The 24,018-nt window shown below is 56.3% G+C and carries 24 protein-coding genes; 17 read left to right on the top strand and 7 right to left on the bottom strand.

All coding sequences use genetic code 11. The annotated features are described in order from the left end of the window. Positions 1 to 117 precede the first annotated feature (117 nt). The 3 genes from C4S59_RS06780 (at position 118) to C4S59_RS06790 (ending at position 2,899) form a co-directional block, all read left to right on the top strand. Entirely contained in the window at positions 118 to 702 is a 585-nt protein-coding gene (locus tag C4S59_RS06780; RefSeq protein ID WP_103909721.1) for an HNH endonuclease, read from the top strand. Between the two features lie 246 nt (positions 703 to 948). After that, on the top strand, positions 949 to 1,761 hold the full coding sequence (locus C4S59_RS06785) for an RNA ligase family protein (RefSeq protein ID WP_103909722.1): 813 nt from the start codon (positions 949 to 951) through the stop codon (positions 1,759 to 1,761). Further along, entirely contained in the window at positions 1,751 to 2,899 is a 1,149-nt protein-coding gene (locus C4S59_RS06790; RefSeq protein WP_234994702.1) for an AAA family ATPase, read from the top strand. Before C4S59_RS06785 ends, C4S59_RS06790 begins: the two co-directional genes overlap by 11 nt. Positions 2,900 to 3,042: 143 nt before the next feature. On the opposite strand, the gene C4S59_RS06795 is transcribed toward C4S59_RS06790, so the two are convergent. The 4 genes from C4S59_RS06795 to C4S59_RS06810 all read right to left on the bottom strand — a co-directional run bounded on the left by C4S59_RS06795 (position 3,043) and on the right by C4S59_RS06810 (position 6,362). After that, positions 3,043 to 3,534 (bottom strand): bactofilin family protein, encoded by a 492-nt coding sequence (locus C4S59_RS06795; RefSeq protein ID WP_103909724.1) that lies wholly within the window; start codon positions 3,532 to 3,534, stop codon positions 3,043 to 3,045. Then, entirely contained in the window at positions 3,524 to 4,834 is a 1,311-nt protein-coding gene (locus tag C4S59_RS06800; protein WP_103909725.1) for a M23 family metallopeptidase, read from the bottom strand. The genes C4S59_RS06795 and C4S59_RS06800 overlap by 11 nt, the downstream gene beginning before the upstream one ends. A 176-nt stretch (positions 4,835 to 5,010) precedes the next feature. Then, positions 5,011 to 5,826, bottom strand: coding sequence for a ferritin-like domain-containing protein (locus C4S59_RS06805; RefSeq protein WP_103909726.1), 816 nt, complete (start codon positions 5,824 to 5,826; stop codon positions 5,011 to 5,013). Between the two features lie 74 nt (positions 5,827 to 5,900). Then, complete coding sequence (locus tag C4S59_RS06810) at positions 5,901 to 6,362, bottom strand: peroxiredoxin (protein ID WP_103910305.1); 462 nt, start codon at positions 6,360 to 6,362, stop codon at positions 5,901 to 5,903. A 161-nt stretch (positions 6,363 to 6,523) separates the two neighbouring features. Here C4S59_RS06810 and C4S59_RS06815 point away from each other — a divergent pair, with 161 nt between their 5' ends. The 5 genes from C4S59_RS06815 (at position 6,524) to lpdA (ending at position 14,383) form a co-directional block, all read left to right on the top strand. Continuing rightward, the gene (locus C4S59_RS06815; RefSeq protein WP_234994731.1) at positions 6,524 to 9,724 is read left to right on the top strand and encodes a YhdP family protein; all 3,201 of its coding nucleotides are present in this window, start codon (positions 6,524 to 6,526) and stop codon (positions 9,722 to 9,724) included. A gap of 7 nt (positions 9,725 to 9,731) precedes the next feature. Continuing rightward, on the top strand, positions 9,732 to 10,787 hold the full coding sequence (gene queA, locus C4S59_RS06820; protein ID WP_103909728.1) for a tRNA preQ1(34) S-adenosylmethionine ribosyltransferase-isomerase QueA: 1,056 nt from the start codon (positions 9,732 to 9,734) through the stop codon (positions 10,785 to 10,787). Positions 10,788 to 10,963: 176 nt separating this feature from the next. Further along, positions 10,964 to 12,238 carry an MFS transporter gene (locus C4S59_RS06825; protein WP_103909729.1) on the top strand — a complete coding sequence of 425 codons (1,275 nt, stop codon included), beginning with the start codon at positions 10,964 to 10,966 and terminating at the stop codon, positions 12,236 to 12,238. Positions 12,239 to 12,347: 109 nt separating this feature from the next. After that, positions 12,348 to 12,923 carry a DUF924 family protein gene (locus tag C4S59_RS06830; RefSeq protein WP_103910306.1) on the top strand — a complete coding sequence of 192 codons (576 nt, stop codon included), beginning with the start codon at positions 12,348 to 12,350 and terminating at the stop codon, positions 12,921 to 12,923. A gap of 68 nt (positions 12,924 to 12,991) precedes the next feature. Continuing rightward, positions 12,992 to 14,383 carry a dihydrolipoyl dehydrogenase gene (gene lpdA / locus C4S59_RS06835; protein WP_103909730.1) on the top strand — a complete coding sequence of 464 codons (1,392 nt, stop codon included), beginning with the start codon at positions 12,992 to 12,994 and terminating at the stop codon, positions 14,381 to 14,383. A gap of 197 nt (positions 14,384 to 14,580) precedes the next feature. Here the strand turns inward: lpdA and C4S59_RS06840 are convergent, their stop codons facing one another. The 3 genes from C4S59_RS06840 to C4S59_RS06850 are packed head-to-tail and all read right to left on the bottom strand — an operon-like array spanning position 14,581 to position 16,646. Further along, a complete protein-coding gene (locus C4S59_RS06840; protein WP_103909731.1) occupies positions 14,581 to 15,750 on the bottom strand; it encodes an HD domain-containing protein in 1,170 nt (389 codons plus the stop codon). Further along, positions 15,747 to 15,983, bottom strand: a complete 237-nt coding sequence (locus C4S59_RS06845; protein WP_103909732.1) for a hypothetical protein — start codon at positions 15,981 to 15,983, stop codon at positions 15,747 to 15,749. The genes C4S59_RS06840 and C4S59_RS06845 overlap by 4 nt, the downstream gene beginning before the upstream one ends. A 9-nt stretch (positions 15,984 to 15,992) precedes the next feature. Further along, a complete protein-coding gene (locus C4S59_RS06850) occupies positions 15,993 to 16,646 on the bottom strand; it encodes an alpha/beta hydrolase (protein WP_103909733.1) in 654 nt (217 codons plus the stop codon). Positions 16,647 to 16,815: 169 nt separating this feature from the next. On the opposite strand from C4S59_RS06850, the gene iscR reads away from it, so the two are divergent. From iscR to sufD, 9 genes are read left to right on the top strand one after another with little or no spacing between them, the layout of a single operon-like run. Next, positions 16,816 to 17,277, top strand: coding sequence for a Fe-S cluster assembly transcriptional regulator IscR (gene iscR / locus C4S59_RS06855; protein ID WP_103909734.1), 462 nt, complete (start codon positions 16,816 to 16,818; stop codon positions 17,275 to 17,277). Beyond that, positions 17,267 to 18,316, top strand: a complete 1,050-nt coding sequence (locus C4S59_RS06860; RefSeq protein WP_103909735.1) for a cysteine desulfurase family protein — start codon at positions 17,267 to 17,269, stop codon at positions 18,314 to 18,316. Before iscR ends, C4S59_RS06860 begins: the two co-directional genes overlap by 11 nt. Before the next feature lie 35 nt (positions 18,317 to 18,351). Then, positions 18,352 to 19,875: a Fe-S cluster assembly protein SufB gene (sufB, locus tag C4S59_RS06865; RefSeq protein ID WP_103909736.1), complete on the top strand. Its 1,524-nt coding sequence runs from the start codon at positions 18,352 to 18,354 to the stop codon at positions 19,873 to 19,875. A gap of 39 nt (positions 19,876 to 19,914) precedes the next feature. Beyond that, the gene (locus tag C4S59_RS06870) at positions 19,915 to 20,106 is read left to right on the top strand and encodes a hypothetical protein (RefSeq protein ID WP_103909737.1); all 192 of its coding nucleotides are present in this window, start codon (positions 19,915 to 19,917) and stop codon (positions 20,104 to 20,106) included. A gap of 21 nt (positions 20,107 to 20,127) precedes the next feature. Next, a complete protein-coding gene (locus C4S59_RS06875) occupies positions 20,128 to 20,442 on the top strand; it encodes a heavy metal-binding domain-containing protein (protein ID WP_103910307.1) in 315 nt (104 codons plus the stop codon). A gap of 9 nt (positions 20,443 to 20,451) precedes the next feature. Further along, positions 20,452 to 21,339, top strand: a complete 888-nt coding sequence (locus tag C4S59_RS06880; RefSeq protein WP_103909738.1) for an FkbM family methyltransferase — start codon at positions 20,452 to 20,454, stop codon at positions 21,337 to 21,339. A gap of 41 nt (positions 21,340 to 21,380) precedes the next feature. Then, entirely contained in the window at positions 21,381 to 21,947 is a 567-nt protein-coding gene (locus tag C4S59_RS06885; RefSeq protein WP_234994703.1) for a hypothetical protein, read from the top strand. A 34-nt stretch (positions 21,948 to 21,981) separates the two neighbouring features. Continuing rightward, positions 21,982 to 22,737 (top strand): Fe-S cluster assembly ATPase SufC, encoded by a 756-nt coding sequence (gene sufC / locus C4S59_RS06890; protein WP_103909740.1) that lies wholly within the window; start codon positions 21,982 to 21,984, stop codon positions 22,735 to 22,737. Continuing rightward, entirely contained in the window at positions 22,737 to 24,017 is a 1,281-nt protein-coding gene (sufD, locus tag C4S59_RS06895; protein WP_103909741.1) for a Fe-S cluster assembly protein SufD, read from the top strand. Before sufC ends, sufD begins: the two co-directional genes overlap by 1 nt. Position 24,018 lies beyond the last annotated feature (1 nt).

A 24,018-nucleotide genomic window follows, 5' to 3' on the forward strand; every position in this document is an offset into this window, starting at 1 on the left:
ATCATATAGTTGGGCTTGCCAGATGGTTTGCCCGATATATAGTGTTAAGTATGCTGGAGCGGGGCTCCCGCTCTGGTGCTTTGAAGTGAGCAGACAGGGCGAAGGACGATTCCCCGAATGGACGGTAATTTCAGAACGAACTTTGTACGCGAACCCAGCGCATTGCGTCAGCATCCGGCTTTGGTGCTGAACGCGGACTATCGACCGCTGTCATACTACCCACTTAGCCTCTGGCCATGGCAGGATGCTGTGAAGGCGGCGTTCCTTGATCGCGTGGATATCGTTGCGGAATACGACGAGGTGGTTCGCAGCCCGAACATGGTCATCCGAATACCCAGTGTTGTCGTCCTCAAAGATTTCGTCCAACCCCAAAAGCGCGTGGCCTTCACGCGCTTTAATTTATTTCTGAGGGATGAATTCCGGTGCCAGTATTGCGGATCTAAGGGGGATCTGACCTTTGATCACGTTGTGCCGCGTGCGTCTGGCGGGATCACCAGTTGGCAGAACGTGGTGGCAGCCTGTGCGCCCTGCAACCTGCGCAAAGGATCGAAAAGCCTGCGCCAGTGCGGCATGTCGCTGCGCAAACCGCCGCGTCCCCCCAGTGCGCAAGAACTTTTGAACATGGGCCGGAAATTCCCGCCAAACCATCTGCACGAAAGCTGGATGGACTTCCTGTATTGGGACGCCGAATTGCAGGCCTAACGCCCGAATAAAATGGGGTGTCCGTAGGTCGTGTTGGTCGGCGATGCGGGACAAAGCGGACAACTTAACGGCGACTTTGAATATCCACGGTTGAAAATTGTGGTATTCAGGGCTACAAAAGTGCCTTGTCTCAACCCCGAACCCCACGGAAGTCCGATGTAATCGCAGCGCACATACTTAAAACACCACCCCGGTTAATCCTGCCGGGTGTTTTAGTGCGACGAATTGATACATCGTGAGACAGTTATGATTATCCAGAAATACCCGCGCACGCGGCACATTGAAGGTTCGCGCCTTCAGGCTGGCGATTTGGCGGATGACAAACCAATAAAAGAGCTTTCAGGCCAGCCTCTGGTCGTTGAAGAAAAGCTCGACGGGGCCAATTCCGCGGTGTCCTTTGATGCGGATGGCAACCTGCTTCTGCAAAGCCGGGGGCATTTTCTGACCGGTGGTGGCCGCGAACGCCACTTTGCCTTGTTCAAGACATGGGCGGCGGCCCATGCACATGTCCTGCACCCAGTGCTGGGACACCGCTTCGTTATGTATGGCGAATGGATGTTTGCAAAGCATACGGTGTTCTACGACCGGCTGCCGCATTACTTCATGGAGTTCGACGTGCTGGACCGGGACACAGGTCTGTTCCTAAGCACGGCGGCACGTCGGGATTTGCTGACAGGATTGCCGATCATGCCGGTGCCGGTCGTGTATACGGGCGAAATCAAGTCCGTTGACCAACTGATCCGTCTGACCCGGCCATCGCCATACAAGTCGGACGATTGGCGTGACGCATTGTTGATAGCCGCAGAACGATCTGGCAGCCGTCCCGATATGGTGGACCAGCAGACAGAGGACAGTGATCTGGCCGAGGGGCTGTACCTGAAAAAGGAAAGTGCGGACAGCGTGGATGACCGGTTCAAGTTCGTCCGCGCGGATTTCTTGCAGGCGATTGAAGCGGCCGAGGGGCATTGGCACGACCGTCCAATCCTGCAGAATGGTCTGGCCGATGGCATCGATATCTTCGCACCGACGCTGGGCGTAGAGGGGGCCTATGATGCCTAAGCCCAATACCCACACCGTGACACATGACAACCTTTTGGACTTGGTTCCAACCGGTCCAGCCTGGACCGTGGACTGGGGCGAGATTTGGTCGCTATGGCCAGCGCTTGCCACACTCGACACGTGTCCACAGGACCCGATCCATCATGCGGAGGGTGATGTCGGGGCGCACACGCGATTGGTGGTCGAGGCTTTGGTCGCGGACCCCGACTGGCAAGGTCTTCCCGATGTGGAGCGGGCCAACCTGTTTTGGGCCGCCGTCTTGCATGATGTTGGCAAGCCCGCCGTGACAAAGCATGAAGATGACGGACGCATATCTTCCCGCGGTCATTCCCGTGTCGGTGCATCCATAGCACGGGAACTGTTGTGGAATGCAGGGTCTCCGTTTGCTTGGCGTGAAGCCTTGTGCGGAATCATTGCCCACCATCAATTGCCGTTTTGGCTGATCGAGCGACCTGATCCCGGACGCTTGGCCATTGAAACATCGTGGCGGTGCAGGCCGGATCATCTATGCCTACATGCCAAAGCTGATGCGTTGGGTCGGATATGTCAGGATCAGAAAGCTATCTTGGAAAGTGTAAGTCTTGCCGCGCTGACGTTCCAAGAGGGCGACTGTTGGGAGCATCCGTTCGCCTTCGCAAACGATGAAAGTCGCGTCGCCTTTTTCGAGTTGGAGGACCGTGATCCTCACTACGCGGCGCATGAGGCATTCCCCTGCACTGTAACAGTGATGTCTGGCCTGCCGGGAGCGGGGAAAGATACCTGGATCGCCAAGAACCGAACGGAACATCCCGTTGTCAGCCTTGATGCTATACGCGACGAACTGAGCGTTTCGCCAACCGACAATCAGGGTCAGGTCATCCAGGGGGCACATGAACGAGCAAGAGAACACCTGCGTGCCGGGCGCGATTTTGTGTGGAACGCAACCAATGTGACACGACAGAACCGGTCACGCGTTATACGGCTTTTGCGTGACTACGGTGCACGCGTTGAGATTGTCTATCTTGAACCAGGCCCAGACCAACTGCGCCGTCAGAACCGGGATCGACCAGATGCCGTGCCCGATGCTGTGATTACGCATCTGTCAAAAAAGCTGGAGCCGCCGCAGCTCTGGGAAGCGCATGAGGTCAGGCTGGCATAGCAACACCGCGCGAATGCGGGCATTCAAGCGTAACGCGGCATTCGGTAGGTACCGGCTCAAAGCAGACCAACACGTCTTGTGAACAACCCCAAACAAAAAAAGCCGCCTCAATAGGCGGCTTTTTCAAATCAGATTAGACCAAATTACTTGGCTGCATCTTTCGCTGCTGCGGCAGGTGCTTTCTTGGCGCCGCCTGTCAGCGGATCGTCCTGACGCTGCACGGAACCTTCAAAGTGGGCGCCGCTTTCGATCGCGATTGTCTTGTGGATGATGTCGCCTTCGACGCGGGCTGTCGCGGTCAGACGTACTTTCAGGCCACGGACGCGGCCGATGATACGACCATTGATGACGACGTCGTCCGCGGTCACTTCACCTTTGATTGTGGCGCTTTCACCGATGGTCAGCAGGTGGGCACGAATGTCGCCTTCGACGGTGCCTTCGACCTGAATGTCACCGGTTGTCTTCAGGTTACCTACAACATGCAGGTCAGAGGACAGAACCGATGCCGGCGGTTTTGCTTTGGGTGCAGACGGCTTGAATTCAGGCGCTGCAGGCGTGCGCGGCGCTTCAGGAGCAGACGTCTTTGTTTCGTCGGCCTTGGGTGCCGGATCGTTGATTTTGCTTTTAGAAAACATTGTTTGCAGCCTTGATAAACGTCATTGGGTTCACGGCTTCTCCTCCGACACGGACTTCGTAGTGAAGGTGTGTGCCAGTTGACCGTCCGGTGTTCCCCATATCACCGATGCGTTCCCCGCGCGAGACCCTTTGGCCAACGTTCACGCGGATTTTCGACAAATGCGCGTAGCGCGTTTCAATTCCGAACTCGTGCTGGATTTTGACCAGACGACCATAGCCCGACTGCCAGCCGGCGTGGACAACCACACCATCAGCAGTTGAATAGATCGGTGTGCCGTGCGGTGCGGCAAAGTCTGTACCTGCGTGTAGGCGGCCCCAACGACGACCAAAGCCAGATGTAAAGCGGAACGGATCCTTCAGCGGGGATGCAAAGGGCGCTTTCTGGGCGGCAATACGGTAGAGGTTCAGGCGATCCATCTGCGTCAGGATCGAATTGGCACGTTCTGCATCGGCGCTGGGTTCTTCACCACGGGTCGAGAACGACAGCGGCGTCAGCGGGCCACCTTGGCCGGAATAGCCGCGACGCACCTGATCAAGCAGGCGGTCCGGGCTCATGCCAGCGGCCTGGAACATTTTGTCGAGCGGTTTGACCGAAACGGTCATCGCTTCTTCAAGCTGGCGGAAGATCTGGTCGTTCTTTTCTTCCATCAGGCGGATTTCGGTGGCCATTTCGTCGGCGCGGATCAGCGCGTCTTGCGCGTTCGCAATGACCTGATCGCGTTCTTCGGCGGTTTTGGCCAGTGCATCGCTCAGGAAGGCGACGGTGGTGTCAGAGGCTGCGTCGCCCGCGACAACGGTTCCATCATTTTCCAGCTGGTTGCGCAGATCGGCGTACAGCTCTTTGGCCGCTTCGCGATCTTTCATGGTCTTGGCAAGCGTCGATTGAACGATGTCCAGACCGGTTTCCAATTCACGGCGACGGTTTTCAGATTCCAGCAGTTGCGACTGCATCAGCGAAACCTGTTCCAGAGCGACGTTGAAACGTTCCTGCGCGGCAATCGCTTCGGATGCGCGTTGATCCCGTTCATGGGACAGATCGTTCAGTCGTTGCTGGTATGTAATCTGGTCGCGACGCGCCTGTTCACGGAAGTTGCCCGATCCGATCGAGTCCATGAACAAAATAGCTGTTGCGATAATCGTCCACGCTACAACCGCAGAACCGCCCAAGAGGGCGATCAACTGGGTTTCCGACCGAAGGCGGATAAAGCGTGTATCGTTGTCTGATCGAAGAAATAGCCGACGTTCCGGCAGGTAGCGCTCTAACAGCGCATGTGTTTTGATCGCTAGTCGCGTTCTCACCCTGTCTTTCCCTTAATTACCCGTCCCAATGTGGTACTCGGTTCCCCATCCGGCACCTTGCCCAACGGGGTAGCCGCGTTTTTGCCGTTTCGCAACAATTTCAGGCGGGTGATTCGCGATTGCAGGCCAGATTGTGCTGAAATGGCAAAAAACCGCCGATTTTAAGGACTTTCCAGTCAGGTAGACTGCTCGACCAGGGGCCAATAGAAGTCAGGTGCCATGCCCGCATCGGCGCGCTTTTCTTCGTTGAATGGCGGCTTCAAGGGGCCATGGAAATATTTCCGGACCAATTCATGAAAGCGTGGCACGGGGTCCACATCATCGCGACCGCACAGGAAATGGAACCATTTCGATCCATAGGCGACATGGCTGACTTCTTCGGCGTAGATGGTTTCAAGCGCCTTAACCGCGCTGGTGGCTTTGGCGTTTTTGAAAAGCTGGATCATGTTGGGCGTCACATCCAGCCCACGGGCCTCAAGAACCATTGGGACGACAGCCAATCGGCCCATGATGTCATCGCGCGTATCTTCCGCTGCTTGCCACATGCCAGCGTGTGCCGGTAGGGCGCCATAGTGGCTGCCTTCTTCTTCAAGGCAGTCGCACATCAATTTGAAATGTTTGGATTCTTCGTCTGCGGCTTTCACCCAATCATCATAGAAGCCAACGGGCATTCTGGTGTCGGTAAAGCGCGGGATGATATCCCAATGCAGGTCAACTGCGTTCAGTTCGATATGCGCAACAGCGTGCAGAAGAGCGATGCGGCCCTGTGGGCTGCCGGGCTTGCGTTTGGGCACGTCGCGCGGATCCAAAAGTCCGGGCTGTTCCGGTCGCGATGGGCGCAAGGGGGGCTGGGCCTGACCGATGGGCAATGATCCACCGTCTTTGCGTGCCGCAAACCATTCTGCCGCATAGGCCCGCGACTTGCGGGTCTTTTCCCGCCCGTCCGCAGTTGTCAAAACGTCTACGGCCATTTCGGCAAGTGTCTGCGGCATCGTCTGTCCTTCGGTCGTCGTTGGTCGCGGCGGTTTTACCAATAAAATCCGCCGCTTCCAGTGGTGTTCCGGATTCAAAGGGCTTTCACGGCCTCAAGCACGGCAGCCGCGTGATCAGGCACTTTTACCTTGTTCCAGACCTGCGCAATGGTGCCGTCTTTGCCGATCAGGAACGTGCTACGTTCAATGCCCATGAACGTCTTGCCGTACATCTTCTTTTCCTTCCAGACGCCGTAGCGTTCGCAAACGTCACCCTCTGCATCGGACAGCAGGGGAATGGTCAGCGATTTCTTGGCCATGAATTTGTCGTGGCTTGCAATCGTGTCCTTGGAAATCCCGAAAACTTTACATCCCAATGCTTCGAACTGGTCCTTCAGCGCGGTGAAATCTTCGTTTTCGCGTGTGCACCCCGAGGTGTCGTCGCGGGGATAAAAGAACAAAACGACGCTGTGTCCTTTCATCTCGGACAGGGTAACAGGGTCACCGCCCGTGACGGGGAGTGTAAAATCCGGTGCGTTTTCGCCAATTTCCGGCATTGTTGCTTCCTTTATGTTCACGATCAGGTCAGATGGTTTTAGATGCAGGGCAATGTGATTTACCATCGCTCTCGCAAGAATAATCTTTTCCGTTAAGGCTTCCAGTGACCGAAGGCTCTGAACCGACCAAAACCCGAAGAAAAGGCAGGCCATTGGCTTGGGTGACGGGCATTCTGGTTTTGCTGGTCGTCGCCGTTGCAGGATTGGGGTGGCATTTCTCCGGAAAGACCATCGTCGCGCCCGACTGGTTGCGCGACAGGATTGCGGCTCAGGTGGCACGGGCCACGCCGGACATTCCGCTTAGCTTTGATGATGTGATCTTCCGCATTTCGCCAAAAGATGCCGCCCGTGTGACCCTAACCAATGTCGAAGTCGGTGAACCGGCCTCGGGCGCCTCTGTCATTCTAAGCGAAGTGTCAGTTGCAGTTGCGCCATTGCCCTTGCTCCGTCGTGAAATCGCGCTGGTCGACGCATCGGTCACCGGAGTGTTCCTGACGCTTGAGCGTGGCGCGGATGGCAAATTTGCGTTTGCGGGCAATTCCGGAGTGGTCAACAGCCCCGATTTGCCGACGCTGATCGGACAGATCGACACGTGGCTCTCCGATCCACGGTTCGCACAACTGGATCAGGTCGAAGCCAACGCTGTGACCCTGCGATATGAAGACCGTCGCGCGCGGCGCGGGTGGACAGCTGACGGGGGGCGGATTTCGATTTCTCGGCGCGACGGCACCCTCCGCCTGAACAGCGATCTGGCGCTTTTGACCGGCGGCACGGGCGTTGCGACTGTTGCGCTTAGTGCAGAAAGCGAGATCGGCCAGAGCGATCTGAGCTTTGGCGTCACGGTGACCGATCTTCCGTCCGAGGATATCGCATCGCAAAGTCCGGCCTTGGCATGGCTGAATACCATCCGCGCGCCGATTTCGGGCGCATTGCGAGGATATCTGGATGTCGAGGGTGCATTGGGCGGACTCGATGCCACGCTGAACATCTCTGAAGGTGTCTTGCAGCCCAGCGATAGCGCGACGCCGGTCGCGTTTAAAACGGCCCGGACTTATTTTTCATATGCGCCCGCAAGCCAGAGCCTGAATTTCACAGAAATCTATGTCGACTCCGAACGTGGGTCGGGCCGTGCCGAAGGGCGGGTTTCTGTCTCGTTGACAGACGATAATCTGCTTGATGCCTTTGTAGGTCAGTTCTCGATCTCGGACGTGAACGCCGACGCGGAAGGGGTGTTTGATATTCCTCTGGTCGTGTCGCGCGTCGATGTGGACGCCCAGTTGCGTCTTCAACCTTTCAAGCTTGAACTGGGGCGCATTCGCGTCGCGGACCCTGATTTGCCTTTGACAGCGAAGGGGTCGCTTAGTGTCGGTGAAGCAGGATGGGAAGGGCGGATTGACGGACGTGTGCGCCGTGCCAAAGCACCCGAAGTTCTGAATTACTGGCCGGTCAAGGTGTCACCCAAGACGCGCAACTGGGCCATGACCAATGTCCAATCCGGCAATGTCTCCAACGGCGTTCTGGCGCTACGTTTCCGGCAGGGTGAAAAGCCCAAATTCTACCTAGATTTCGCGTTTCAGGACGCACAGGTGCGCTTTGCCAGAACCTTGCCGCCTGTGACCGAAGCGAAAGGGCAGTTTACCCTATTCGACCGCCGATTGGGCGTCGTGGTGGACGAGGGCGTGGTGAAGCCCAAAGACGGCGGGGCGATCAACGTAGCAGGATCCAAATTTGTGATCCCGGACGGTCGTATCAAACCTGCGCAGGGGCAGCTTTCTCTGGTTGCGAATGGTCAGGCCAAGGCGCTGTTTTCATTTCTTGATTCAGAGCCGATCAATCTGCTTACCAAAATTCGCCAGCCCTTGGATTTCGTAGATGCACAACTGCAGGCCAAAGGAACGCTGTCGTTGCCATTGGTCAAGGGCGTAAGGCTGCCGGATATGCAGATGAACCTGTCCGCCAAGGCCACGAATGCCAGCAGTAGCACACTGGTAAAAGGGCGCGATCTGCGAGCGAAGGCGCTGGATATCGATATCACCCAGAAACAGATCACAGTTTCGGGCAAGGCGACGTTGGACGGCGTGCCGTTCGATGGGAAATGGTCGCAAGAGATTGGGCCGAACGCGGGGGGCGGTCAGATTGACGGGCAGGTCGTATTGTCGGCGTCAAATGCCGCCAAGTTCGGTGTGTCCCTTCCAAACGGGCTGTTGTCCGGCGAAGGTCGCGGCGCTTTAAGTGTGACCCTACCGAAAAATGCGCGCCCGAGCTTTTCCTTAGGCTCAAATCTGGCGGGTATTGGGGTGTCCATTCCGGCCATAGGATATGGTCTTTCAAAATCGGCGACTGGTGATTTCCGTATCTCGGGGACGCTTGGCCAGCCTGTCGATATAGATGGTTTTAGTTTCTCGGCAGGCGGATTGGAAACCACGGCTGATATCGTCCTCAACGATGATGGGTCCGCGTCACGCATCGATTTTGAACGTGTACGGTTGGGGGGCTGGCTGGACGCGAAGGTATCGCTTGAGCCACGAAAAGGGACGACGCCGCGGATCACGGTTAACGGAGGAACGCTTGATATGCGCCGCGCCCAGTTCGGGGGGGACGGCGGCAGTGGAGGCGGGCAGAAAACGCCGGTTACTCTGCGGTTGGATCGTCTGGACGTAGCAAACGGCATCAGCCTGACCGACGTCACCAGCAACCTGACCATCGGCGCGGGCGTCAGCGGTGAATTTCAGGCGCGCATGGGAAAGGCAAAGCTGACCGGCGCTCTCGAGCCGCGAAAAGGTGGGACGGCCGTTCAGGTGAAATCCAAAAGTCTAGGCGATGTGCTGCGTGCGACGGGTATTCTGAAAACCGTTGTTGGCGGAGACATGACATTGTCGCTGGTTCCGGTGCGGGGCCAGAAAGGCAGCTATAACGGTCAGCTTGATGTCACCGATACGCGGCTGCAGGACGCGCCTGCTATCGGGTCCTTGCTGGATGCCATCAGCGTTGTGGGCATCATTGACCAGCTTGAAGGGCCGGGCATCTATTTCCAGAACGTTGAGGCGCGTTTCAGGCTAACACCGGACGAACTTATTCTAAGTCAGTCCAGTGCAACGGGGCCTTCCATGGGGATCAGTATGGATGGCTATTACAATTTGGGTACGAAACAGCTTGATATGCAGGGCGTGCTTTCGCCGATCTATATTCTGAATGGCATCGGCAGCCTGTTCACACGTCGCGGCGAAGGATTGATCGGATTCAATTTCAATCTGACCGGACCGGCATCCAATCCGACGGTTGCAGTCAACCCGCTTTCGGTGTTCACACCGGGGATGTTCCGCGAAATCTTTCGCAGGCCACCACCACAGCCGTCGCAATAGGGTTACAATGAAACTTGACGATTTCGACTTTCACCTGCCTGACGATTTGATCGCCACGCGGCCCGCAAATCCGCGGTCTTCGGCGCGTTTGCTTGTCTCTGATCCTGACGGGATCACGGATGCAGTGGTGACTGATATTTGCAAGTGGCTGCGCCCCGGTGACAGGCTGGTTCTGAACGATACAAAAGTGCTGCCCGCGCGGCTTTTCGGGGCTCGGCACCGTGAAGGGCCAGAGGGTGCGACGCAGGCCAAGATGGAAGTGACCCTTCTTGAGCCGCAGGCCGATGGCACGTGGATGGCGCTTGTGAAACCGCTGAAAAAGGTGCGGGATGGCGAAGACATCGTGTTTTCCGACGATTTGGCGGCAACAGTCGTATCGCGCGCAGATGGGCAGGCGGCCTTGAAGTTTAACCTGTCTGGGGATGACTTTGACGCTGCCTTGGGAAAGGCGGGCGCCATGCCGTTGCCACCTTACATCGCGCAAAAACGCCCCGCAGATGAGCAGGACAAGAAAGACTACCAAACGGTCTGGGCCCGTGTGCCGGGTGCCGTGGCTGCTCCGACAGCGTCGCTTCATTTCGATGATGCCTTGTTGGCCCGCCTGAAAGAACACGGCGTAAGCTTTACACATGTTACGCTGCACGTGGGGGCAGGGACGTTCCTGCCGGTCAAAGTTGACGATGTAACGAAACACAAAATGCACGCCGAGTGGGGCGAGGTAACAGAACAGGCCGCCGCAGAGATCGCCGAGACCAAGGCCAAGGGAGGTCGTGTCATTCCGGTTGGCACAACGGCGCTGCGTCTGATCGAAACGGCAGCGCGGGATACGGGCGCTATTGTGCCGTGGTGTGGCGAGACTGATATCTTCATCTACCCCGGTTTTACGTTTCATGTAGCCGATGGTCTGATGACAAACTTCCACCTGCCGAAATCAACGCTGATGATGCTTGTCTCTGCTTTTGCCGGAACACAGCGGATCCGCGACATCTATGATCATGCGGTTGCCGAAAAGTACCGGTTCTTCTCCTATGGTGATGCATCGTTGTTGTTGCCTAACGGCTGAGCGATCGGCTCAAAACTTTCCGCTGTCTGAGGCTTCTTTTCTTTTTTGACCGAAAAGGGGTCGTTTTTTAGCAAGTTACGTGTTTGTTTCTCAGGCAGGTGCGGAACTCGGCCTGAAGAACCGCGTTTTTAGCCAAGGCTGTCCCTTCCAACTTCGAGACTGAAAAGCGAGCAAACATGATCACGGTTTTGCGCAACTCATGGCCACTTCTGCTGGGCGTTATGCTTCTTATGCTGGGCAACGGCCTTCAGAGTTCGCTGCTGGGTGTTCGCGGTGAAACCGCCGGATTTTCCGCGGTCGAGATGTCGTTCATCATGTCTGCCTATTTCGTCGGTTTTATGATTTCGTCCCGTGTGACGCCGATCATGATCCGCCGTGTGGGCCATGTCCGCGTGTTCGCCGCACTGGCGTCGTTTATTTCCGCTGTGATCATCCTTTATCCTGCTGTGCCGCACCCGCTGGCTTGGATTCTGGGGCGCGTGTGGATCGGGTTCTGCTTTTGCGGTGTGTATGTGACGGCGGAAAGCTGGCTGAACAATGCCGCCACCAATGAAACCCGTGGTCAGTCGTTGTCGCTGTATATGATCGTCCAGATGGTGGGCATTATCGCGGCGCAGGGGCTTTTGAACATTCCCGATCCGTCCGGCTTCTTGCTGTTCGTTATTCCGTCGGTTCTGGTTTCGGTGTCTTTCGCGCCGATCCTGCTGGCCGTGTCACCGACGCCCGCGTTCGATGCGACCAAGCCGATGAAGTTGAGCGATCTGTTCCGCAAATCGCCACTGGGCTGTGTGGGCATGTTGCTGTCGGGAAGTGTGTTCGCGGCCCAGTTCGGCATGAGCGCCGTATTCGGCGCGCAGGCTGGCTTGAACGTTCAGCAAATCTCGATCTTTGTGGCCGCGTTTTATGTCGGCGCACTGGTGTTCCAGTTTCCAATCGGCTGGCTGTCGGACCGGTCGGATCGCCGTGTCCTGATCGGGGCCGTTTCCGGTATCGGTGCCATGGCGGCCTTTATCGCGACGTTCTTCAGTACCGAATTCTATCTGATCGTGCTTGCAGCCTTCTTTATGGGGGGCATGGGCAACCCGCTTTATGCCTTGCTGATTGCGCACACGAATGACTTTCTTGAGCCCGAAGATATGGCCAGCGCGTCCGGTGGCTTGTTGTTTATCAACGGTCTAGGTGCTGTGGCGGGTCCGGTTGTCACGGGTGTCGCGATGGAACGTTTCGGACCGCAGGCGTTTTTCCTGCTGTTTGCCATTCCTCTGTTCATGCTGGCAGCTTACGCGATCTGGCGTATGACGCGCCGTCCGGCCATCTCTTCGGACGACACGGGCGTGTTCGCACCCATGTCGCCCACAGGTACGGTCGTTGCGATGGAATTTGCACAGGAATACGCAACCGAGGCTGCTGAAATTGCGGCCGAGGAAGAGGCGCAAAACACCGGAACGTAACATTTTCACGACACTGAAAAATCACGACATGATTTTTGATTGTGATTTCATCCCAGGGTGATGCACCATTTTCATTGAGCGGTGGCACATGTGTGGAGGAAAGCTTGTGTTGGTGGGGCCTGATGAAATTTTGAAGTTCTGGTTGGACGATGTCGACCAGAAACAGTGGTACATCCAGGATGATGATCTGGATCGGAAAATCGTCGAAAAGTTCGAGGCAACCTGGAACGAAGCGATGGAGGGCAGCTGGGGTCTTTGGCTGACGTATCCATCGGGCGCTTTGGCCTACATCATTTTGACGGATCAGTTCCCGCGCAACATGTTCCGTGACAGTGCCAAGGCCTTTTCTTCCGACAAGATGGCGCTGGCGGTGGCCAAGCAGGCCATCCATCGCGGCTGGGATTTGAAGATCGACGAACCGGCGCGGCAGTTCTTTTATCTTCCGCTGATGCATTCGGAAAACCTGTGCGATCAGGAACGCTGCATTCGTTTGATGAAAGAACGGATGCCGGAAACCGGCGAAAGCAACCTGATCCACGCCAAAGCGCATCGTGAAGTCATTCGCCTGTTCGGTCGGTTCCCGTACCGGAACGAAGCCTTGGACCGCCAGATGACGGAAAGCGAACAAGCCTACGTCGATGAAGGCGGCTACGGCAGCACCTTGCGGGCGCTTCAGAGCGCCTAACGCACAGGTTTGGCATTGCGCCTCGCGACCAAAGTATTAGCCTGATCCGAAAGGGTCAGGAGGCAGCAATGGCAGAAAAGTTCGACATGATCGTGATCGGCGCGGGACCGGGTGGCTATGTGTGCGCCATCCGCGGCGCGCAGCTTGGTTTGAAGGTTGCCGTTGTCGAGCGTGAACACCTTGGCGGGATCTGTCTGAACTGGGGCTGTATCCCGACCAAAGCCATGCTGCGGTCTTCTGAAGTGTTCCATTTGATGAAGACGGCCAAAGATTTCGGTCTTAGTGCGTCCGGTGTTGATTATGACATGGACGCCATTGTCAAACGCAGCCGCAAAATCGCGAAACAGCTGAATTCGGGCGTCGGGCACCTTCTGAAAAAGAACAAGGTCACGACGATCATGGGCGAAGCGCGTCTGGCGGGCCCGGGCCAAGTGGCCGTGAAGGGCGCGGACAGCGAGCAAGTGCTGGAGGCCGCAAATATCGTTCTGGCCACCGGGGCGCGGGCGCGGGACCTTCCGGGGCTTGAGGCCGATGGCGATCGTGTCTGGTCCTACAAACACGCCCTTACACCGCCCCATATGCCCAAAAAGCTTTTGGTTCTGGGATCAGGCGCGATTGGTGTGGAATTCGCCAGTTTCTACAACACGCTTGGTGCCGACGTGACTGTTGTTGAGGTGCAGGATCGTATTCTGCCCGTCGAAGATGCCGAGGTCTCGGCCTTTGCCAAAAAGGCGTTCCAATCCCAAGGCATGCGTATTCTGGAAAAGACCTTGGTCGAGAAGGTTGATCGTTCCAAAGACGGCATCGTAGCGACGCTGACGCAGGATGGCGCATCCACAACAGAAGAGTTCGATACCATGATCTCGGCTGTGGGGATTGTCGGGAATGTTGAAGGTTTGGGGCTGGAAGAGGCCGGTATCAATGTTGATCGCACCCATGTTGTGACCGACCCGTATTGTCGGACGGGTGTTGAAGGCGTTTTTGCCATCGGCGATCTCGCTGGCGCACCGTGGTTGGCGCATAAGGCCAGCCACGAAGGTGTTATGGTTGCCGAACTCATCGCCGGACAATCGCCGCATCCTGTTGATCCCAAGTCGATTGCGGGCTGCACCTACTGCCATCCCCAAGTGGCAAGCGTGGGGCTGACCGAGGCACAGGCCAAAGAAGAAGGCTATGACATCCGTGTGGGGCGCTTCCCCTATGTTGGAAACGGCAAGGCCATTGCATTAGGAGCCGGTGACGGATTCATCAAAACGGTTTTTGACGCCAAAACGGGTGCATTGCTCGGTGCGCATATGGTCGGGGCCGAAGTGACTGAGCTGATCCAAGGCTATGTAATCGGACAAAAGCTTGAGACGACCGAACAGGATCTGATGGAAACCATTTTCCCGCATCCGACCTTGTCCGAGATGATGCATGAAAGTGTTCTGGACGCTTGGGGCCGCGCGCTTCACTTTTAGGGATGTGTGAAGGGAGAAGGGATTGTTCAGCTCTGGTGCCATCAAGGGGGGGCTGCGTGACACCAGAGCTTGTTAGAACAATACTGAGTACCTTACTTATGCTAACAAGCATGAAGCGAAGGGCGTCCTGAATAAATATCACATAAGGATAGTCAGCTTGCGCAAACGGCGTGTTGCTAAGTATTTGTTTGGTAAATCTATTTTTCGGATGACGCTACGTTAACGACAAACCATTCCTCAACCTTTGGGGATAACCACCTCCAAAGAGTAGGTGCGCCAGACGCGATTTTCGGGGCGACTCGAGCGTGGAAGACATCCAGTGTCACGTTGAAATCCCGCCATGACACGCCGTCAGACATCAGGTTCTGCATGGGCGGCTGCAATCGGTCCAGAGATTTGGCAAATCGCGCTTCGGGCGTTTCAATGGCTTCGAATTCATTCCAAATGTCAAAGAAACGTTGGCCGATAGGCTCTGGCAGCAGCCCGAAGATACGCTCGGCAGCCCGGATTTCGTCTTGTGCCTGCTGATCGGCGTTTCCATCGCCGAAAACCGGCACGTCGCCGGCATCGATTTCTACCAGGTCATGCAAGATCAGCATTTCGATCAGCCGAAGAAGATCAACACTGTCTTCTGCATGTTCGGCCAGAACCAAGGCGTACAGCGCCAGATGCCAGCTGTGTTCGGCGGAATTTTCATACCTCGAGGCATCACAAAGCGTGGTCGCACGGGTCACGGTTTTCAGGCGATCGGCTTCGGACAGGAACAGCTTTCGTTGAACAAAATCAGAGTGTTCCAACTCATTCCTGAGAATTCTGTTCAGGGCGTATTCAAATGCCTCTGGCCATTCATGTGCCAATCTCTTGGCGCGGCCTTCGGTCAAGGTGTGATGCGCGATTGGGATGTGTGCCGGTTCCATCACCGGCGCGTCGGAAACTTGAATTATGGGCTGTAAGTGATCAAGTTGCTTTGCAAAAATGGCGTCGGGTGTCTGGCGGTTCTCGAATTCGATCCACAGGTCGTAGAAATACTGGCCTTGGTCGTCTGGCAGTAGTCCGAAGATACGTTGTGCGGCGGCGTGTTCGGTCCGGGCGTGCTGATCGGCATCATGACTTTGCCAAACGGGCATGTCGCCTGCATCGATTTCGACCAGATCATGCAACAACAGCATTGTGATAACGCGAAGAATATCAGTGCCTTCTGGCGCGTCATTCGCGTGGGTCATGGCGTAAAGGCACAAATGCCAACTGTGTTCGCCCACATTTTCGGGGCGGCTGAGGTCCATCAGGACGTTCGATCGATCAATGGATTTCAGCTTATCCGCCTCAACCAAAAACGCCATTTGCTGGTCAAGGCGGGATAAACTCATTCCGGCAATTCGCCTCTGGCGGCCTTCTTGACGTAATCGAGCAAGAACTCGCGTCCGCGACGTTCGGCAAGCCGCACGCGAACGTTGGTCAGGTAGGCCTCTTCCAAGGTGGTCGAGGCCGCTGCGATGACTTTCCCGACTTCGACATAAAGACGGTCGTCGCCAAGTTTATCCATCGCTTTGATGGTGTCCTTGGCCAGACTGTCTGCAAGATCGTCGATGAAAGACGCCATGTGTCTGCCTTATCGTGTGGTTTCCGTCAGGCGGCGCTTCACATAGCCGGTGACCGTATCGATCATCGTGTCCATGTGCGGCTCTTCAAAGAAATGGCCCGATCCCTGAATTTCTTCGTGGGTGATCGTGATGCCTTTCTGTTCCTTCAGCTTATTCACCAAGGCGACAGTATCTGCCGGCGGCGCCACGCGGTCGCCGCTGCCGTTGATGATCAGACCCGAAGACGGGCAGGGTGCCAGGAACGAGAAGTCGTACATGTTCGCGGGCGGCGATACGGAAACGAATCCTGTGATCTCGGGGCGGCGCATCAGCAACTGCATACCGATCCACGCACCGAACGAAAAGCCTGCGACCCAGCAATGCTTGGAGCTGTTGTTCATCGACTGAAGGTAGTCCAGCGCCGCTGCCGCATCAGACAGCTCGCCAACACCCTGATCGTATTCGCCCTGGCTGCGACCGACACCGCGGAAGTTAAAGCGAAGAACCGTGAAGCCCATGTTATAAAAGGCATAATGCAGGTTGTAGACAACCTTGTTGTTCATCGTGCCGCCGAACTGCGGGTGCGGATGAAGAACGATTGCAATCGGCGCATCGCGATCTTTTTGCGGGTGGTAACGGCCTTCTAGGCGGCCTTCGGGTCCTGGAAAAATGACCTCGGGCATAGGGCGGTTCGCTCCTTCAAGGACGATATGCACGGGAATTGTTGACGAAATTCCTCAAGCACTTTAGAACGTTTCTAAATCCGGCCAAGCCGGAAATCACGTAACGCAGATAGGCGGTTGAACGTTCAAGGTCAATCAGCCAGTGCATCAAGGCTAAGGGGGTGTTGCTATGAAGCTGAGCACAAAAGGCCGATACGCCATGGTGGCGCTGGTCGATATCGCCATGCAGCCCGAAGGTGATCTGGTGACGCTGTCAGACATTTCCAAGCGTCAGAGCGTGTCCTTGCCTTATCTTGAGCAGCTGTTCGTTAAACTGCGCCGCGCTGATCTGGTGCAATCTGTGCGCGGTCCGGGTGGCGGGTACAAACTGGCCCGCCCGACGACAGAAATCCGCGTGGTCGATATTTTGGCTGCGGTCGATGAGACCGTTGATGCAATGCACACCGGTGCCGGTGCGTCTGGTGGTCTGTCCGGCAGTAAAGCGCAGTCGTTGTCGAACCGCCTGTGGCAGGGCCTGTCGGCGCATGTCTATGTGTTCCTGCACCAGACTCGCCTTTCGGATGTTGTTGGTAACGCGATGGTGCCTTGTCCTGCGGTGCCGTCCTTGTTCGATATCGTCGATGAAGAGTAATCGCGCCTACCTTGATTGGAATGCGACCGCACCGCTGCGTCCCGCGGCGCGCGAGGCGATGATTTCGGCTATGGATGTGGTGGGAAACCCGTCGTCGGTCCATTCTGAAGGGCGCGAGGCCAAGCGTGTTATCGAAACCGCGCGTCGCCAGATTGCGACCGCTTTTGGCGCGGATGGGGCGGATGTTGTTTTCGTATCCGGCGCGACCGAGGCTGCGGCTTTGGCGTGCGCAGGACGCGGGCTGAAAGGCGCGGATGTCGAACATGACGCGGTCGCTGCGTGGATCGATCCTGTTTTAAGCGTGTCCGAGCAGGGAATCGTCACGGTTGAAGCGCCCGATCAAACCGCGCTTCAGGCGGCTAATTCGGAAACCGGTGTGTTGCAGGATCTTCCCCAAGGTTTGGCGGTGGTCGATGCCACACAGGCCTTTGGTAAGATCCCGTTCGCCTTCAATTGGTGCGGGGCCACTATGGCGCTGATCTCGGCGCACAAACTGGGTGGGCCAAAGGGTATTGGCGCTTTGGTGATGAAGCGCGGCACCGATATCGCATCGCAAATCAAAGGTGGCGGTCAGGAGATGGGGCGTCGATCCGGCACCGAAAACCTGATTGGGATTGCCGGTTTTGGCGCTGCTGCAGAGGCAGCACAACGCGATCTGGATGCCGGAATTTGGGGCGAAGTTGAGAAACTTAGAAACGTTCTAGAAAATCTGATTGCAGACCGCGCGAAAGAAACTATTTTTATCGGGAAATCCAGTGCACGGCTTCCGAACACGTCATGTTTCGCGATTCCGGGCTGGAAGGGGGAAACGCAAGTCATGCAGATGGATCTGGCTGGCTTCGCGATCAGTGCGGGTAGTGCGTGTTCCTCTGGGAAAGTGAAAGCAAGCCGTGTGTTGACGGCAATGGGTTACGACGTTGCGACCGCCTCAAGCGCCATTCGGGTCAGCCTTGGGCCGCAAACGACAGAAGATGAAATCACGCGCTTTGCCGATGCATGGGCGCGTCAGTACGAAAAACACAAAGCACGCGCCGCCTAAGGTGGGTTGCTGATAATAAGATGGAAGGCTCTGAAATGACCGCTATGGACACCGTTGAAGTCAAAGAAGGCGTCGATCAGGAAACCGTCGACAAGGTGCGCAACCTTGGTGGCAAGTACAAGTACGGTTGGGAAACCGAGATCGAAATGGAATACGCACCCAAGGGCCTGTCGCCCGACATCGTGCGCCTGATCTCGGAAAAGAACGAAGAGCCCGAGTGGATGACCGAATGGCGCCTGCAGGCGTTCGAACGCTGGACGAGCCTGGAAGAGCCCGATTGGGCGATGGTCAACTATCCGGAAATCGATTTTCAGGATCAGTACTACTACGCGCGCCCCAAAAGCATGGAAGAAAAGCCCAAGTCGCTGGACGAGGTCGATCCCAAGTTGCTGGCGACCTACGAAAAGCTGGGCATCCCGCTAAAAGAACAGATGATCCTTGCCGGTGTTGAGGGTGCAGAAGATGCGCCTGCCGAAGGCCGTAAGGTCGCCGTCGACGCGGTCTTTGACTCGGTTTCTGTTGGTACGACGTTCCAAGCAGAACTGAAAAAGGCGGGCGTGATCTTCTGCTCGATTTCCGAGGCGATCCGCGAGCATCCTGAACTGGTCAAAAAGTACCTTGGTTCGGTCGTGCCCGTCAGCGACAACTTCTATGCAACGCTGAACAGCGCTGTCTTCTCGGATGGCTCGTTCGTCTACATCCCGCCGGGCGTTCGCTGCCCGATGGAACTGTCCACGTATTTCCGTATCAACGCGGAAAACACAGGCCAGTTCGAACGCACACTGATCATCGCCGATAAAGGCAGCTACGTGTCCTATCTGGAAGGCTGTACAGCGCCCCAGCGTGACACAGCGCAGCTGCACGCCGCGGTCGTTGAAATCGTCGTCGAAGAAGATGCCGAAGTGAAATACTCGACCGTTCAGAACTGGTTCCCCGGTGATGAAGACGGCAAAGGCGGCATCTACAACTTCGTCACCAAGCGCGCCGATTGCCGTGGCGACCGTGCCAAGGTGATGTGGACGCAGGTTGAAACCGGCTCTGCTGTGACGTGGAAATACCCGTCCTGCATCCTGCGTGGGGATGATAGCCAAGGCGAGTTCTACTCGATCGCGATCACCAACAACCACCAGCAGGCCGACACAGGCACCAAGATGATCCATTTGGGCAAGCGCACCAAGTCGCGCATCGTGTCCAAGGGTATTTCGGCTGGTGTGGCGCAGAACACGTATCGTGGTCTGGTCACCATGCACCCGAAAGCCAAGGAAAGCCGCAACTACACCCAGTGTGACAGCTTGCTGATCGGCGATAAGTGCGGCGCGCACACTGTTCCGTACATCGAGGTCAAAAACAACTCGTCCCGTGTCGAGCACGAAGCAACCACATCCAAGGTGGATGACGATCAGATGTTCTACTGCCGCCAGCGTGGCATGGACGAAGAAGAGGCCGTAGCCCTGATCGTGAATGGTTTCGCCAAAGAGGTTCTTCAGGCGCTGCCGATGGAATTCGCGATGGAAGCCCAGCAGCTTGTCGCGATCTCGCTTGAAGGGTCGGTGGGCTAATCGCCCACCACTCAGGGAACCAAAGGCAGGGTTGGAATTATGCTGGCAGAGGCCATCAATCAAAGCGCCGGTATCGGTGTGGGCCTGTTTATCGGGTCGCTGATCGGTTTCGGTCTGCGTGCCCGTGCCGGCAAAACAAGCGGCCTGTTTCAGGGCTCGGTCTGGAAAACGGCTGTACTGGCTGGAATGCTGGGCTGGTTCGTGGCCGCCCTTATTACTTTGGTTCTTTAAGCAGCGCAGGGAATTTCCATGATGATCATCACCACAACACCCAATGTCGAAGGGCATAAAATTCTGGCTTACAAAGGCCTGGTTGTCGGCGAGGCCATCATGGGCGCGAACTTTGTACGTGATTTCTTTGCCAGCATCACAGATATCGTCGGTGGCCGGTCGGGCGCCTATGAAGCCAAGCTTCAGGATGCACGCGATACGGCGATTAACGAACTGAAATCGCGTGCTCTGCAATTGGGCGCGACAGCGGTTGTCGGTGTTGATCTGGACTATGAAGTAGTCGGAGACACCATGCTCATGGTATCTGTATCCGGAACAGCAGTTGTTCTGGAGTAAGGTGGGGCCATGGCAAGACAACCAAGAAAGACGCGCAGACGTCTCGCGTATCTAAGCAAAATTCTGGATACAGAGCGGAAGACCGAGATCGTCGACGTCGGATCAAACCCGATGAACACACCGGACTATCTCCAAATGGTCAACACGGGCATCGCGCGTGTCACAGGGTTTGAACCGCAGCCGTCGGCTTACGAGAAGCTGAAGGAACAGGAAACCGAGAACGAACGCCATCTGCCGTATGCGATTGGCGACGGAAAGGATTCGGTTCTGAACGTGTGCCATTCGCCTGGTTTGACGTCGTTGTTGGAACCAGATCCGGCATCCTTTGCCTATCTGAACCGCTGGAGCCGCGCGCGCCGCGTTCTGGAAACTTTCCCGATGTCAACACATCGCTTGGATGATCTGGATGAGATTGAGCATATGGATTTGCTCAAGATCGACATTCAGGGCGGCGAACTGACCGTTTTCAAACACGGTAAGAAAAAGCTGAAGAACGCTTTGGCAGTTATGACCGAAGTGGGCTTTATGCCGCTTTACAAGGATCAACCGCTGCTGGACGAGCAGATGGCAGAACTGCGCAAGCAGGGCTTCATGCTGCACAAGTTTGTTTTTGCTAAGCAGTTAGCACTTTGGTCTGGTTTTGAGCTTCCCCTTTCTCGTGAAGAAAGCAGCAGCCAGTTGGTCGACGGAGATGCAATCTTTATCAAGGACTTGCGCGATCCTGATCAGTGGGAGACCGAAGACCTTAAGCATCTCGCGCTGTTGGCGGATGGCTGTTTCTTTAGCCATGATCTGACTGTGCGCTGCCTTGCGATCCTGATGAAGCGCGATGTGATCCGTCGTCGTCATATTGCGACGTACATTGATCACCTGAAAGAAACGCAGCCCGCCGAATGACTTTTGCCGCCGATCATATGATTGCACGTCCCGAGTTGACGATGCCCGACGCCGAAGCGGCGTTGGTGCGCGATGCCTATGGTCGCGCGGACGTCATTTTGGAATACGGGTCAGGCGGGTCGACTGTTCTCGCCTCGGAAATGACTGGGAAGACAGTGTTTTCCGTTGAATCAGATCAGCAGTGGGCGGCGATGATGCGGGACTTTCTCCGCCAGAATCCGCCCGCGTCTGGGACCGAAGTGGATGTCATTTGGGCTGATATCGGCCCGACCAAGGAATGGGGGCATCCTGCCGACAATTCCGAATGGAAACGCTACCCCCGCTATCCGCTTGAAATCTGGTATGAAAATCATTTCAAGCAGCCGGATGTCGTCCTTGTCGATGGCCGCTTTCGTGCTGGCTGTGCGCTGGCGACGGCCTTTATGACCGAGAAGCCTGTCGAACTGCTGTTCGACGATTATATCGACAGAAAAGCCTATCACGTGGTCGAGGATTTCCTCGGCGCCCCGCAGATAACCGGCCGTATGGCCAAGTTTAATGTCACCCCGCGAAATATTGATAAGAAATCACTCATGCGGGTTGTTCAAGTTATGTCTCGCCCGCTCTGAGTGCGGCGGGAAACAAGATGAGGAAGGACAAATAATGCTGGAAATCAAAAACCTGCACGTCAAGCTTGAAGAAGAAGACAAGCAAATCCTGAAAGGTGTGAACCTGACAGTCGAAGCTGGCAAAGTGCACGCCATCATGGGCCCGAACGGTTCCGGTAAATCGACGCTGTCCTATGTTCTTTCCGGCCGCGACGGCTATGAGGTGACCGATGGTGAGGTCACGCTGGAAGGTGAAGACGTGCTTGAGCTGGAAGCCGAAGAGCGTGCCGCGGCGGGCATCTTCCTTGCGTTCCAGTACCCGGTCGAAATCCCCGGTGTTGGCAACATGACCTTCCTGCGCACAGCGGTGAACGCTCAGCGCAAAGCGCGCGGCGAAGAGGAAATGTCGGCAGCCGACTTCCTCAAGCTGATCCGCGCCAAAGCGAAGGAACTGAAGATCGACGCAGACATGCTGAAGCGTCCGGTCAACGTTGGCTTCTCGGGCGGTGAGAAGAAGCGTAACGAAATCCTGCAAATGGCGATGCTGGAACCCAAGATGTGCATCCTTGACGAAACAGACTCCGGTCTGGACGTCGATGCGATGAAACTGGTTTCCGAAGGCGTCAACGCGCTGCGTTCCGAGGATCGCGGTTTCTTGGTTATCACGCACTACCAGCGTCTTCTGGACCACATCAAACCGGACGTTGTTCACATCATGTATGATGGTCGCATCGTCAAAACCGGCGGCCCGGATCTGGCGCTGGAAGTTGAAAACAACGGTTACGCAGACATTCTGGCGGAGGTCGTGTAATGGCGCTTCCCCAACTGAAAATTGACGCGACTGAAGCCCGCATTGCGGCGCTTGAGCTGCCGCAGGGCGGTTGGGCCGATGGCGCCCGCCGCGATGCGCTGGAACGCGTTCGTGCCATGGGGCTTCCTGGTACGCGCGACGAATACTGGAAATACACCGACCCGCGTTCTCTGGTTCAGGCTGATGCGCAGACCGCGTCGCTGTTTGATGGTGGCGATGGCCCGATCTTCGCAGAGATCGACGCGCTGAAGATTGTGTTCACTGACGGCGTGTTCGACGCTTCTGAATCCGATGATCTGAGTGGAGAGAACCTGACGATTGAACGTCTGGCGGAAAGCACAGCCGATCTGCACTGGGCGCGTGATCTTTACGGTGTTCTTGAAAACAACGGTCAGGCTCCGGTTCAGCGTCCCTTGGCGGCCTTGAACACGGCCTTTGCGAACGATGGCGTGCTGATCCACGTCACCGGCAAGGTCGAAAAGCCGATCTATCTGATCTACCATCACCGCTCGGAAAATTCCGACGCGATGCTGCACCATCTGGTGAAGGTAGAGCAGGGCGCAAGCGTTACTCTGCTGGAAAGCGGTCCCGCAGCGGCACGCTTCAACACCTGCATGGAGGTCGACGTCGCTGATGATGCCGAATTCCATCACGTGCGCGCGCAGGGCCGTGACCACGAACGCCGTGCGGCAACGCATGTGTTCGGACGTCTGGGCACTGAGTCTGTGTTCAAATCTTTCACGCTGACTGTGAACGGTGTTCTGACGCGCAACGAAGTGGTTCTTGAGCTGACCGGCGACGACGCGACGGCCCATGTTGCTGGCGCCTGTGTTGGTGATGGCGAATTCCATCACGATGATACGGTGTTCATCACGCATGACGCTGTGAACTGTGAAAGCCGTCAGGTGTTCAAAAAGGTTCTGCGCAACGGTGCGACCGGCGTTTTCCAAGGCAAAATCCTTGTAAAACCGGACGCGCAAAAGACGGATGGCTACCAGATCAGCCAATCGCTGCTTCTGGACGGCGACAGCCAGTTCCTCGCCAAGCCCGAGCTTGAGATCTACGCCGATGACGTGGCCTGTTCGCACGGCTCGACCTCTGGCGCGATCGACGAAGAGGCGCTGTTCTATCTGCGTTCGCGCGGTGTGCCTGCGGATATCGCGACCAACCTGCTGACTTTGGCGTTCCTGGCCGAAGCGGTTGATGAAATCGATGACGAGGCACTGGGCGAAGCCATCGTGAACCGCATCGAAGGCTGGCTTGATCGCAGGATTGGCTGAT

Origin of the sequence: Thalassococcus halodurans, from assembly GCF_900108225.1 — a bacterium.
Classification (GTDB): Bacteria; Pseudomonadota; Alphaproteobacteria; order Rhodobacterales; family Rhodobacteraceae; genus Thalassococcus; species Thalassococcus halodurans.